The sequence below is a fragment of the Acinetobacter pengchengensis genome (assembly GCF_982235305.1).
Window position 1 is genome coordinate 2695626 of the sequence record NZ_CEVATJ010000001.1, and the last position, 12654, is coordinate 2708279.

The 12654-nt window shown below is 41.8% G+C and carries 13 protein-coding genes; 5 read left to right on the plus strand and 8 right to left on the minus strand.

Going from position 1 to position 12654, the window contains the following annotated elements; translation table 11 throughout:
- Positions 1–73: 73 nt before the first annotated feature.
- Positions 74–1441, plus strand: coding sequence for an MATE family efflux transporter (locus tag AC0T5Z_RS13070; RefSeq protein ID WP_291333869.1), 1368 nt, complete (start codon positions 74–76; stop codon positions 1439–1441).
- A gap of 26 nt (positions 1442–1467) precedes the next feature.
- Here the strand turns inward: AC0T5Z_RS13070 and AC0T5Z_RS13075 are convergent, their stop codons facing one another.
- Positions 1468–2307: an SDR family NAD(P)-dependent oxidoreductase gene (locus AC0T5Z_RS13075; RefSeq protein WP_435337030.1), complete on the minus strand. Its 840-nt coding sequence runs from the start codon at positions 2305–2307 to the stop codon at positions 1468–1470.
- 231 nt (positions 2308–2538) lie between these two features.
- On the opposite strand from AC0T5Z_RS13075, the gene AC0T5Z_RS13080 reads away from it, so the two are divergent.
- From AC0T5Z_RS13080 to phoR, 3 genes are all read left to right on the plus strand, one after another.
- On the plus strand, positions 2539–3240 hold the full coding sequence (locus tag AC0T5Z_RS13080; RefSeq protein WP_435337029.1) for a TetR/AcrR family transcriptional regulator: 702 nt from the start codon (positions 2539–2541) through the stop codon (positions 3238–3240).
- Positions 3241–3453: 213 nt separating this feature from the next.
- Complete coding sequence (gene phoB, locus AC0T5Z_RS13085) at positions 3454–4164, plus strand: phosphate regulon transcriptional regulator PhoB (protein ID WP_291333875.1); 711 nt, start codon at positions 3454–3456, stop codon at positions 4162–4164.
- 9 nt (positions 4165–4173) lie between these two features.
- Positions 4174–5532, plus strand: a complete 1359-nt coding sequence (gene phoR, locus AC0T5Z_RS13090) for a phosphate regulon sensor histidine kinase PhoR (RefSeq protein ID WP_435337028.1) — start codon at positions 4174–4176, stop codon at positions 5530–5532.
- A gap of 96 nt (positions 5533–5628) precedes the next feature.
- Here phoR and asd read toward each other — a convergent pair whose 3' ends face one another.
- The 3 genes from asd to pncB all read right to left on the minus strand — a co-directional run bounded on the left by asd (position 5629) and on the right by pncB (position 8697).
- Positions 5629–6489 (minus strand): archaetidylserine decarboxylase, encoded by an 861-nt coding sequence (gene asd / locus AC0T5Z_RS13095; protein ID WP_435337027.1) that lies wholly within the window; start codon positions 6487–6489, stop codon positions 5629–5631.
- The gene (locus AC0T5Z_RS13100; RefSeq protein WP_435337026.1) at positions 6486–7328 is read right to left on the minus strand and encodes a sulfurtransferase; all 843 of its coding nucleotides are present in this window, start codon (positions 7326–7328) and stop codon (positions 6486–6488) included. Before AC0T5Z_RS13100 ends, asd begins: the two co-directional genes overlap by 4 nt.
- 163 nt (positions 7329–7491) lie before the next feature.
- Complete coding sequence (gene pncB, locus AC0T5Z_RS13105; RefSeq protein WP_435337025.1) at positions 7492–8697, minus strand: nicotinate phosphoribosyltransferase; 1206 nt, start codon at positions 8695–8697, stop codon at positions 7492–7494.
- Positions 8698–8929: 232 nt separating this feature from the next.
- Between pncB and dtd the strand changes: the two genes are divergently transcribed.
- Complete coding sequence (gene dtd / locus AC0T5Z_RS13110; RefSeq protein ID WP_291331372.1) at positions 8930–9370, plus strand: D-aminoacyl-tRNA deacylase; 441 nt, start codon at positions 8930–8932, stop codon at positions 9368–9370.
- 39 nt (positions 9371–9409) lie between these two features.
- Here dtd and AC0T5Z_RS13115 read toward each other — a convergent pair whose 3' ends face one another.
- From AC0T5Z_RS13115 to serB, 4 genes are all read right to left on the minus strand, one after another.
- A complete protein-coding gene (locus tag AC0T5Z_RS13115) occupies positions 9410–9922 on the minus strand; it encodes a hypothetical protein (protein WP_291331371.1) in 513 nt (170 codons plus the stop codon).
- A 66-nt stretch (positions 9923–9988) separates the two neighbouring features.
- The gene (locus AC0T5Z_RS13120; RefSeq protein WP_291331370.1) at positions 9989–10468 is read right to left on the minus strand and encodes an SCP-2 sterol transfer family protein; all 480 of its coding nucleotides are present in this window, start codon (positions 10466–10468) and stop codon (positions 9989–9991) included.
- 209 nt (positions 10469–10677) lie between these two features.
- Entirely contained in the window at positions 10678–11013 is a 336-nt protein-coding gene (aciT, locus tag AC0T5Z_RS13125) for a ciprofloxacin tolerance protein AciT (RefSeq protein ID WP_291331368.1), read from the minus strand.
- A 400-nt stretch (positions 11014–11413) separates the two neighbouring features.
- Complete coding sequence (gene serB, locus AC0T5Z_RS13130; RefSeq protein WP_435337024.1) at positions 11414–12634, minus strand: phosphoserine phosphatase SerB; 1221 nt, start codon at positions 12632–12634, stop codon at positions 11414–11416.
- Positions 12635–12654 lie beyond the last annotated feature (20 nt).

Below are 12654 nucleotides of genomic sequence, written 5' to 3' on the forward strand. Positions count from 1 at the left end.
CTAAGGCTTTTTATAACTCAATCATGCTAATGTGAAATTTCAAACAACCGCATATTGAAGCGCAGGATTTGGCATGGCAAGACCTCAGGCACTGGTCGATCACCCTCAACTTTGGAAAACCTTTTTGGTGTTTCTATTACCACTGATTGCCACCAATATTTTGCAAAATCTTTCAGGTACCATTAATACGATTTTTGTCGGGCAAATGCTGGGGGTAGAAGCCATTGCTGCGGTGTCGGTATTTTTTCCCATTATTTTTTGCCTCATGGCCTTTGTAATTGGACTTTCAGCAGGCTCGACTGTGTTGGTTGGCCAAGCATGGGGAGCGCAAAATGTTGAAAAAGTGCGTTGTATTGTCGGTTCGACTTTATTTATGACACTGATTGGCGGCAGTTTGTTTGCCTGTTTAGGGGTGATTTTTGCCGAGCAAATTTTAAGATTATTGGGTACAGATCCCAAAGTGATGCATCTATCCCTGCCGTATGTGCAATGGATGTTGGCAGGCAGCCCATTGTTGTTTGTGTATATTATTTATACCTCAATTTTACGTGGAGTGGGCGATAGCCTTACGCCGCTCATTGCCCTGAGTTTAACCAGTTTAATGGGCTTAGTGATTACTCCCATCCTGATTGCAGGTTATTTTGGCTTTCCTCGCTTAGGCATTATTGCCCCTGCAATTGCCACCATTATGGGCTATCTGGCTGTTTTAATTTTTTTGGTGATTTACCTAAATAAAAAGAACCATCCCCTAAAAATGGATAGGCATCTGCTACGTCAAATTCGGCATCAACCCAATTTAAGCAAAGTGATTTTACGCTTGGGCATTCCTACTGGCTTACAAATGGTCACTACCTCTATGGCAGGTTTAGTGATTGTTGGTTTGGTCAATCGACACGGTGCTGAAGCCACTGCCGCCTATGGTGCAGTCAATCAAGTGTTGAACTATATTCAATTTCCTGCGCTGTCCATTGCAATAGCTGCTTCAATTTTTGCAGCACAAGCCATTGGAGCAGGCAAAGCCGAATTGCTGGCCAAAGTGACCCGCACTGCCTTGGGCATGAATCTGCTAATTACAGGTATTTTAGTTACCTTGGGTTATTTATTTTCTAAATATCTGATGGCGCTGTTTATTACCGATCCGGCAGTGGTGGTACTGGGTCAGCAGCTCTTATTTATTGTGCTATGGGCCATTTTATTTTTTGGTGCCAGTGCAATTTTTGCCTCTATTATGCGTGCCAGTGGTACGGTCAATGTGCCAATGATCATCAATATTTTAGCGATTGTTTTAATTGAAGTGCCGTGTGCTTATTTCTTCAGTCAGTGGTGGGGCTTGCAAGGAATTTGGTATGCCTATGCCTTGGCATTTGTGAGTCTGTGCATCGGTCAGGGTGCGTATTATCAATTTGTCTGGAAGAAAAAAACCATTCAGGTTTTGGTCTGAATGGTCTGTTATATTTGTAAGTTAGATTAACCGCGTTTCTTGCCCAACTTAGTCGCCCATGCGGTAACTTTCTGATAACCCGTTGGAACAATACGCTGGATTAAATCCAAAGTTTTAGCATCATTACCAATCAATAAACGGCGCTTGTCTTTTTGTACCGCTTCTAAAATTTGGCGCGCCGCTTCTTCAGGCGGGCAACGTAATAATTTATTAAATGCACGTGCCGATTTTTCAGGATTCATACCCAAAGTGCGTATGCTGTCGTTCATTTTGGCGTTGTTGGCAATATTGGTGCGAATCCCGCCTGGATGCACGCTCAACGCACTCACACCACAATTTTCCAAATCCAATTCCTGACGCAAAGACTCGGTAAAACCGCGCACCGCAAATTTGGTTGCGTTATAAGCCGACTGCGTTGGCTGTGCAGTTAAACCAAATAAACTGGAAATGTTAATGATATGACCATCTCCCGTTTGTTTGATGAAAGGCAAAAATTCTTTGGTGCCATAGACCACACCCCAGAAATTAATACCAACAATCCACTCCAACTCTTCGTAACTTGCACCTTCTACGGTAGAACCCAATGCCACGCCTGCATTATTAAAAATCATATTGACCGAGCCGTGGTCTCGCACAGTTTCAGCTGCCCATTCGCGCATTTGTTCTAATTGAGAAACATCCACCTTTTTAATGGTCACGCGCACATTACTGTCTTTGAGTAAATCTACTGTTTGCGCCAAACCTTGTTCATTCACATCACTGAGCGATAAATGACAGCCTTGCTTCGCCAATAGAACAGCCAATTGCTGCCCAATACCCGAGCCTGCGCCTGTAATTGCGGCAACTTTATTTTTAAAATTTTTCATGTGATTTCCTTGAGTATGTGGCGTGCACAGTTCAGACCTGCTTGTTGTTTTGTAGGGCTGTGCGATGCGCTGTGGTTTAAATATAATTTTGACAATAGGTATTGTCAATATAGACTAGTAGGAATATCGCATATGAATCTGAAATCATAGGTTTAACAGATAATTATTGCTAATATAAAGCCTGCTTACGGTTCGTATTTGGCTTAACTGAACAGGACAGAACGACTGCCCATGACTGCACAAACAGAAAAAACTACCCAGAAATCACCAAAAGAACGACAGTTTAAAGGCTTATCTTTAACTGAGCGCAAACAGGTACGTCGTGAAAAATTGATTGAGGCCGGTATTCAAGCCTATGGGACGCATGGCTTTTTTGCCGTGACCGTAAAAGATATATGTACCGAAGCTAAACTGACCGAGCGCTATTTCTACGAATCTTTTAAAAAAAGCGAAGAACTGTTTCAGACCATTTTTTTAAAACTGATTGATGAGTTACAGCAAAATGTCATGCAAGCCATTATGCAAGCTTCGGCGGATCCCAAAAAAATGATTGATGCAGGACTAACGGCTTTACTAACTACGCTAAAAAACAACCCACAAATGGCGCGTATTATTTATATTGATGCCATGCTGGTGCAAGAACTACATAACCAAGCCACTATTCACGAAACTATGTCACGTTTTGACCGCATGATTCAGGCCTTTGTCATGCTGATGATGCCGCATTTAGACCGCCCCAACCGTGAGATTTCATTGGTGGCAACTGGTTTAAATGGTTACGTCACCCAAATTGCGATTCGCTGGGTGATGAGCGATTTCAAACAATCTATGGAAGATGTGCTGTCTTCTTGCCGTATTGTATTTTTATCGTTATTACAGACCTTTTCGGAAAAAGAGCAAGCTTTTGTGAAAGATTCTTCGACATTGTCATAAAACTGAAAAATATTCATAATATTTTTCAAATTCATTATTTTACTTTTACTGAATCTATTCAGATTTTTCATCAAATCGACACTAATTTGTCACAAATTATTGCAAATATAGCTCAATTAACCCTTTCTGCAATGATACTGTCATAATTAATCTTTGTAATAAGCCTGTCATAAATAAAACGGCCCACCGTTAACATCTATAGGATATTGCGTTGTGAAAGATGACTACATTTTAATCGTCGATGACGAACTTCCAATTCGGGAGATGATCCATACCTCTTTAGATATGGCAGGCTTTCAGTGCTTACAAGCAGAAGATGCAAAACAAGCTCATCAGATGATTGTCGATCAACGTCCAGCGCTTATCTTGCTTGATTGGATGATGCCAGGCGGTGTCAGCGGTGTAGACTTGTGTCGTCGTCTAAAACGCGATGACAACCTTGCCGAAATTCCTGTGATTATGCTCACTGCACGTGGCGAAGAAGATCACAAAGTTCAAGGTTTGGATGCAGGCGCGGACGACTACATGACCAAGCCGTTCTCGACCCGTGAACTGGTGTCGCGAATTAAAGCCGTCTTGCGTCGTGCCAATGCTCTAAGCGGTGAAAAAACCATTGATGCCAACGGTTTAATTTTGGACCCAGTTAGCCAGCGTGTCAGTTTTGGCGACAATATTTTAGAAATGGGGCCAACCGAATATCGTTTATTGGCGTTCTTCATGACGCACCCAGAGCGCGCTTACACCCGTGCGCAATTGCTTGACCAAGTTTGGGGCGGCAATGTATATATTGAAGACCGAACTATTGATGTGCATATTCGTCGTTTACGTAAAGTCTTGGAACCGTATGCTGTAGACCGTTTTGTTCAAACGGTACGTGGTACCGGTTATCGCTTCTCGACACGTGCGGATGTTGCTCTAGGCTAAAATTATTTTATGTACGAACCTTACCCAGTCCCTGAACTCGCCCGTGACATCAAACAAGTTCGTTACAGCAGTTTATGGACTTTTGCCAAACAAGATTTTCGTTTATTGGCCTTTTTCCTGATTATTGCAAGCTTGATTGGTTTTGGGATTGGGTATTTTTGGATTTGTATTAGCCTCGCCTTTTTGCTGTTTTTTCTTCAGCAAATGCGTTCGCTCTATTTAGTCAATGATTGGATTTCCAATCGTCCTTATGATGTACCGCCGAATCTACATGGTATTTGGGGCGCATTACTGTTCAATGTTTATCGCTCACAACGTCAGGAACGTATAGTTCAGGCCGAAATGGTCGGGTTGATTGATCGTGCCCAGTCTTCATTGGTGGCATTAGATGAAGCCGTGATGCTGATTGATGAAAATCATCAGATTGAATGGTGGAACCCTGCTGCAGAAAAACTGTTAGGTATTCAGCCTTTAGACCGTGGACGCAACATCCTGACTATTTTGCGCCAGCCTAGTTTTATTGAATATTTTAATCATATTGACCAAGCACCTGACGGTTTAAAAATGAAATCGAGTGTCCATGAAGGGCAATATGTACACATCAAAATGACTCAGTTTGGTGGCGATAGCCGTTTGTTATTTGCTTACGACATGACGCGTATGCATAACCTAGAACAAATGCGTAAAGACTTTGTAGATAACATTTCACACGAATTACGTACGCCACTAACCGTGCTGAGTGGTTATATCGAAACCTTTACCGATCAGGATGATATTAACCCGCGTTGGAAACGTGCTTTTGAGCAAATGCAGTCACAAACCCGACGCATGAATGCTTTAGTGAATGACCTTCTGCTATTGTCACGTCTTGAAAATGAAAAAACCATCGCCAAAAATCAAATCATTGAAATGCCAAGTTTAATGAATCAATTATTTGACGATGCACATGCCTATAACGTCGATTATGGACATACGCTCAACTTAAATATTGACAGTCATTATGATCTGATTGGTTCAGATGTAGAACTGGCTAGCGCCTTTAGCAACCTAATCACCAATGCAATTAAATACACCCCAAAAGGCGGGACGGTTACCATTGGCTGGCATGATGATGGCAATCAAGGCTATTTTACTGTGGAAGATACAGGCATCGGGATTGATCCGAAACACTTACCACGCTTAACCGAACGCTTTTATCGTGTAGACAGCGCGCGTAGCCGACAAACAGGCGGCACAGGTTTAGGTTTAGCAATTGTGAAGCACGTTTTAATGCAGCACAATGCACACTTAGAAGTCGAATCTAAAGAAAATCAAGGCTCTATATTCAAAGCTGTGTTCCCGAAAGAGCGTTTGTATTACGAAAGTTAAGCGCTGATTTGGATACAACACCCAACAAATTACAAAGTTAAAAATAAAAAACGCTAAATTATTTTGGCGTTTTTTTATTTCTCAATTCATCAGATTTTATTCAGCGGAAACGATATGCCCCAAGGCTCTCCCCATTTCCACCACAGAATTGGCCTTGAATTCAACATCCCACTGCATTTTATTTTCTTCAAACAAAACAATCGCGGTTGAACCCAAATAAAAACGTCCTAATTCTGCACCTTTTTCAAGGAATAACTGGTGCTGATTCAACTCCAAACGCCCTGATGGTTTCACTTTACCTGTCGCCACGGTTTCAATGCCCGCAACAATCATGGCACCCACCAAAACCACCGCCATACGGCCCAGTTCCGTGTCAAACAAACATACCATGCGCTCATTGCGGGCAAATAAACCCGGAATATTTTCGGCTGTGGTTTGATTGACAGAAAACAACTCGCCCGGCACATATAAAGTTTCGGTGAGTGTGCCTGCAAAAGGCATGTGGACACGGTGATAATCTCGCGGAGATAAATACACGGTTGCAAACTGACCATTTTTAAATGGTTCAGCCAGTTGCGGGTCGGCAATTAAGTTTTCAACAGTAAATTGCTGACCTTTGGCCTGAAAAACTGCCCCATCTTCAATTTTACCTAGCTGCGAAATCGCCCCATCTGCAGGCGATACAATGCTGTTCGGATTGCTGTCAATTTCCCGCACACCCTGCTTTAAAGAACGGGTAAAAAACTCATTAAAAGATTTATATTTCAAGGCATTGCTTTGCTCTGCCAAAGACATATCAATGCCGTATTGCGCCTTGAATGCAGTAATCACCGCATTTTTTAGCACAGGATGCTCACTGGCTGCAAGTTTGCCCACAACACGTGATAATTGATGTTGTGGCACAACGCGTTGTGCCTGAATGAAAATTTGTTTTTTTAAACGTGATGTGAGGCTCAAGACGGCAACTCTCCAGTAATAACAGGACTGTCAGGGCGGTTGCCCCATTCACTCCACGCACCATCATAGGCCTGAATTTTCCAACCCAATAAACGCCCTAAAATGTAGGCCAAACCTGAACGGTGATGTGACTGACAATACACCACTACAGGTTCGTTTAAATTGAATCCGAGTTGTTCCAGACGCTGTCGTGTGCGTTCTAAGGGATGCAATTTTAAATGATTTTCACGATTAAGGGCAGTACTCCATTCAAAATGCAATGCTCCCGGAATGTGACCGCCGCGTCGTGCAGCCAAACGCAGCCCTGTATATTCATCTGTGGTGCGGCAATCCCAAAGTTGCACCGACTGGTTTTGGCACTTTTCTAATAGCTCATCATATTGAATTCGATACTGATTTTTCTCGACAACAGGAACGAGACTGCTCACAGGAGTCAGTGGTTCAACCTCCGAAGTGGTGGGAAAACCTGCTGCCAACCATGCGTGAATCCCACCATTCAGTAAACTGGTATTTTCAAAGCCCAAACAGTGCAAATTCCAAATCAGACGCCCTGCCCATGCACCACCTTCATCATCATAGGCGACCACATGATGTTCAGGAGAAATATTCAAATACTGAATCAAGTCTTGTAAAGCCTCAGGTTCAGGCAATAGACCCGACGTATGTTCATCCTGACGTAGCAACATGCTCGGTTTGAGCTGTAAAGCATGCGGAAGATGCAATTGCTCGTACACCGAATTGCGGCTCAAATCGACAATGCGCAATTTTTCATGCCCTAAAAAGGGAACTAAATCTTCTGCTTCAATCAGCAGTCCAAAATTGAATGGAGATGTGCTCATTTTTATGCGGTTCAGTCTGTTTAGCAATCAACTTTAACTTAGTATAGGTCATTTTTGATGGCATGCTGTTTTTTTCATAACTTTCGCAGAATTTTAACAATCACATGATTTAATCTAGAAAAAAACCGAAGATTTTCTTCGGTTTCTTGAATGAGTTAAGTTTTTAAAGAGGGGTTTGTACTTCAAAAACTTGGCGTAAATATGCAAGGAAAGTGTCATTATCGGTCATGGTTTTACCCGGACTATCGGACAATTTTGCCACCGACTGACCATTACATTCCACCAATTTCAACACAATATTCAGCGCAGTTTGCCCCATATCATTGGTTAAGTTGGTACCAATCCCAAAACTAACCTGAAAACGGTCTTTAAAATACTGATGTAAAGCCCACGCTTTTTCGACATTTAAGCCATCACTGAAAGTCAGCATTTTAGTTTTACTGTCAATTTTCAGCTTTTTATAGTGCCCATAAGCTTTATCGCCCCACACATATGGGTCGCCACTGTCATGTCGTAAGCCATCAAACAACTTGGCAAAATACAGATCAAAGTCACGCAGGAAAGCATCCATTCCAACCACATCGGTCAAGGCAATGCCTAAATCCCCCCGATATTCCTGCACCCAAGTTTCTAGCGCGGCTTTTTGGAAGTCACGTAAACGCACATCTAGCGCTTGAAATGCCTGTAAAAACTCATGTGCCATGGTCCCAATTGGGGTAATGCCTAATTCTTTAGCCAGCAGCACGTTACTGGTGCCACGAAACACCTCTGGTACAGCTTGATGAAGGGCCGTAATCACGTGTTTTTGCCATGCAAAACTATAACGGCGGCGTGTACCAAAATCTGAAACCAAAAATGGCGGATCTTCAGCTTGTTGCTGCTGTTGGTAACTTTGAATCAAGGCAATTTTTTGCTGTAAACGGCGCTCGCCTTCTGCCCAGACCCCATCATTGCGAATGCGCTGAAAATACAGTTCATTGACAATTGCCAAGACAAAAATCTCGAACATCATGGCTTGTACCATCGGGCCTTCTACCCGAATATCCAAACGACCTTGTGCATCAATACTGGCGTGAATAAAACGACGTTTGAGCTGAAATAGTTCTAAATAATCGACAAAGTCACTTTTAATAAAGCGTAACTTACGCAAATACTGTAATTCATCTTCTTTAAATTTCAGCTGACACAATTGGTCAAGCTGCGCATTCAACTCAGCTAAAATATCGCTCAGTGGATAAGCGGTATCTTCAAGGTTACGGCAGCGGAATTGATACACACTGTGCGTTTGCGGAAATTTATGCAGCACCACCTGTAACATGGTGAATTTATATAAATCAGTATCGAGCAGAGATTGAATAATGGGGGGCATAGGGATCATCATTTCGTGGTACTTCTTGCATTAAAGCATACTTTATTCAGCAAAAAAGGCTTTTATCGACAATCTTATTACAGCTTTGCTGAAGTGCAGCCTTCCCATGACATTTTATATCTCTTCGTACAACAGCAGTTCTGGTACTTACATGATTGATGTTAATGCACGCCAAAGTGCCTGAGTTTGCTACAATCTGCAGCCGTCCCCACACTGAGAAAATTAGTCCCCCATGCGTGCATTATTACAACGAGTTCTTGAAGCCAAAGTCGTGGTCGATGGTGAAATCACTGGCGAGATTCAACAGGGTATTTTGGTGTTTTTGGGCTTAAGCAAAGACGATAATTTTGAGAAAGGCAAAAAGCTGATTGATAAAATTTTAAAATATCGTTTTTTTGATGATGAACAAGGCAAAATGGGTTGGAATGTCAGTCAGGCCAATGGCGGTGTGTTATTGGTTTCACAATTTACTCTAATGGCTCAGACCCAAAAAGGTTTACGTCCTGATTTTGGCCCTGCGATGCCACCAAACGAAGCAAAAGCCCTCTATGAACAATTGGTGGACTACGCCAAAAGTCAGTTTGATCAAGTAGAAACGGGTATTTTTGCTGCTGATATGAAAGTGCATTTGGTAAACGATGGGCCTGTGACTTTTTGTTTGGAAGTTGACTAACTAAAAATAGAGCTCTCAAATGAGAGCTCTAAACTTACTTTATAAAGTAGTGATATATTTAGCGCGGTTCATGATATCAACTGGAACATCTTTCACTAACATTACAGTTAAACTTTGTTTAGATTTATTTTGAGCAGTTTGTGATTGAGTTGAATCAAGTACTGCATTTACATCTTTTGGCGAAAGCGTATACATTGCACCTGTTGCAGGATCGATAATAAGCAATCCAATTAAACCGCCAAAAATAATATTAGCGATATACCAACCGTTCACATTAGCAGTTACTTGAATTTTCTTTGGCTGATATCCATCTTTAGTAAAAGTTACTTCATAACTAGCTGGCTGAAAGAAGCCATTACCACGTTTTAAAGTAACAGTAGCTGGAGTAGAACCTGTATGGATTTTTTCACCAGCTTTATTTGTAATGCTGATATTTGCTGTATCAGGTACTGATTTAAAAGTTAATGTTTGTGTAGAACCAGAAAAAATACTTGCACAACCTGTAAATGTAAGAGTTGTTGCAATTATTGATGCTGTAAATAGTTTTTTCATAATAATGCCCCCTTTAAAGCGGGTGCATTATTATGAATAATTCAAAATATTTCAATAAGTTTGAATTCATTTACCCGTTTTTTGTTGAATAAACTGGCGCGCCATTTTGATTTTTTCTTTCACAGGTTTTGGCAGTTTAGGTGGAATCAACTTCGCTGCTTGGTTAAACCACACCAATAAGCCAAAATCACCTTCCATTTTAATGCTGCCGTTTTGCATGCCTGTCATAAACGCAGTTGGATCGCCTTTCATTAAGGTTTTTACACCTTGCTCACTGTCTGCAAACTGCAAAATAAAATCCGCTTTTTCTGCATCACCTGCCACAGTATCAATATGTCCATTGTTGACAATAATTTGACGCGCCATGCCTAAATCTGTGCCAATCTGAATGCGGAACTGACGCTCATGCACCAATTCAATAAATTTTGGACTGGTACGTGCCAGCTGTTTCATACGCAATGCCAAGCCTGCCACAAGCAGGTCAAGTGGATCGGTACTGACATCAACCAAAGGTAGTTTGATCACAGGAATTGCAGAAAGTTTCATGACCGAGAAGCCTATTGTAATTGTTGGATAATCAATAGACTTATCCTATCACAACTCCTGCTTTTTACAGCAAAGCTTTGTATAACAATCTTTAGCAGGGTTTAAAATTTTGTCGCTGTTTGAATGATGCAAACTACCGTGCGAATAAAGTAAAAAAGATGCAAACCAGTTGCATCTTATTTAAAGTTTTTGAATTGAGTCTGTATGATTTAGCGGCTTGAACACTGCTGATGATCGTCTTCATACACAGGAGTATGTTCGATACAGCGACGTTTTGCCAAAGCACGCTCTGCCCGTCGATCTTCTCGTAATAATAATAAAGTCACCATAGTCATCGCCAAGAAAATTGCTGACAAGTAACTGTAGGTAATGGGCAGATCAAATACGCTTTGCACACTGTAGCGTACCACTTCCAATAAACCCCAAAATACCATACCTGCCAACATAAAGTTTAACCAGCGACGATAAGGCGAAAAGAAAACAGCAATCAACGCAGCTGCGACGAGGCTTAAGCCTACAATGGTCGCTAAATTCGCTGTTAGCATAAAAACCTCCGTCTAAAGATGCAGCCTCTTTTTGAATTGGTCTGCAACTTCAAATACCGTTTAAATAAATAATGGATGTCGATTTAAATTCTATGTATGCATTATGCTGCGTTTTCTAGATAAAAAAAGACTTGTATTTTTATAAAGCGACACACCTTGTCGCAATATTATATTGTCATTACATTTTTTAAATTTTGTAGTTTTCGGGAAGCTAAGCTAGCCCTTTATTCGCGTGTCATTACAAAAAAACACCTTAATTTTTTGCCTAAAAAAATATTTTTTTCCTTCTGTGCTGTTGCGTTTTTTATCGACAGTGTCTGTTGACCGTTCATCGTTATCTGCTGATTATACAAACAAAAAAAGCAGCATAACTGCTGCTTTTTTTCATTAAATTATCATATTAGGCACGGTTCAAATCTTTGTCATGCACGCCTAATAAGTACAGCACACCATCTAAGCCCACACTTGAAATGGCTTGATTGGCGTTTTGACGTACCAATGGCTTAGCACGGAATGCCACACCTAAACCTGCTATAGAAAGCATTGGTAAGTCGTTCGCCCCATCGCCCACCGCTATGGCTTGTTCCAAAGAAATCCCCATTTTGTCTGCCAGTTCGCGCAGCAATAATGCCTTACGCGCGCCATCTACAATGTGACCTTTTACTTCGCCTGTGACCACGCCATTTTCTACATCTAGAATGTTGGCATGCACTTCATCAATCCCCAATTTTTCCTGTAGATATTCTGCGAAATACTGGAAACCACCCGACAAAATTGCTGTGCGATAACCTAAGGATTTCAGAGTTGAAATCAGGCGTTCTGCACCTTCGGTCACGGTCAGACGTTCAGCAATTTTAGGCAGTACCGCAGCGTCTAAACCTTTGAGCAATGCTACACGCGCGCGGAAACTTTGCTGAAAATCCAGTTCACCCTGCATGGCACGTTCGGTAATTTCCGCCACCTGATCACCCACACCTGCCTCAATTGCCAACTCATCAATCACTTCTTGTTCAATGAGCGTCGAGTCCATGTCAAAACATACCAAACGGCGGTTACGACGATAGGCATTGTCTTCCTGTACCGCGACATCCACACTCAGTTCATTCGACAGGCTTAAACATGCAGCACGCATAGCAACTGCATCTAGCATTTGCCCACTTAATCCAAACTGAATACAGGCACGTTTAGGTTCGTCTTCAGTTGTATTAAGCTGCGGACGACCCGACAAACGGGTCACGGTTTCAATGTTAAAACCTTGGCTAGATACAATATGTGTGACCGCCTGTAAATGTGAGGCATTCAGCTCTGGCGCCAGTGCAGTCACGATATAACGGGTGCGACCGCCTTCTTTGACCCATTGCTCATATTCAGTTGCAGAGATTGGTTTAAAACGCACAGTTAAGCCAATATCATGTGCTAAAATCAGCATCTCCTTCATGGCTAAAGCAGTTGCAGTCTGGTCTTCTGATGCAACAACAATACCTAAAGTCAGTTGATTATGAATAACAGCTTGGCCAACATCTAAGATTTGTAAGGAATGAGCGGACAATACCTGCATTAATCGAGTAAACTGATTAGGTTGGTCAGGTCCTAAAAATGATATAAGAATGATTTCTCGCATGAATTGACTCGGGTCTGAGC

Excerpts from the sequence above, each read along its gene's own strand:
- AC0T5Z_RS13070 (WP_291333869.1), top strand. The coding sequence starts at position 74 with ATGGCAAGACCTCAGGCACTGGTCGATCACCCTCAACTTTGGAAAACC.
- AC0T5Z_RS13075 (WP_435337030.1), bottom strand. The coding sequence starts at position 2,307 with ATGAAAAATTTTAAAAATAAAGTTGCCGCAATTACAGGCGCAGGCTCG.
- AC0T5Z_RS13080 (WP_435337029.1), top strand. The coding sequence starts at position 2,539 with ATGACTGCACAAACAGAAAAAACTACCCAGAAATCACCAAAAGAACGA.
- phoR (WP_435337028.1), top strand. The coding sequence starts at position 4,174 with ATGTACGAACCTTACCCAGTCCCTGAACTCGCCCGTGACATCAAACAA.
- AC0T5Z_RS13100 (WP_435337026.1), bottom strand. The coding sequence starts at position 7,328 with ATGAGCACATCTCCATTCAATTTTGGACTGCTGATTGAAGCAGAAGAT.
- pncB (WP_435337025.1), bottom strand. The coding sequence starts at position 8,697 with ATGCCCCCCATTATTCAATCTCTGCTCGATACTGATTTATATAAATTC.
- dtd (WP_291331372.1), top strand. The coding sequence starts at position 8,930 with ATGCGTGCATTATTACAACGAGTTCTTGAAGCCAAAGTCGTGGTCGAT.
- AC0T5Z_RS13115 (WP_291331371.1), bottom strand. The coding sequence starts at position 9,922 with ATGAAAAAACTATTTACAGCATCAATAATTGCAACAACTCTTACATTT.
- AC0T5Z_RS13120 (WP_291331370.1), bottom strand. The coding sequence starts at position 10,468 with ATGAAACTTTCTGCAATTCCTGTGATCAAACTACCTTTGGTTGATGTC.
- aciT (WP_291331368.1), bottom strand. The coding sequence starts at position 11,013 with ATGCTAACAGCGAATTTAGCGACCATTGTAGGCTTAAGCCTCGTCGCA.
- serB (WP_435337024.1), bottom strand. The coding sequence starts at position 12,634 with ATGCGAGAAATCATTCTTATATCATTTTTAGGACCTGACCAACCTAAT.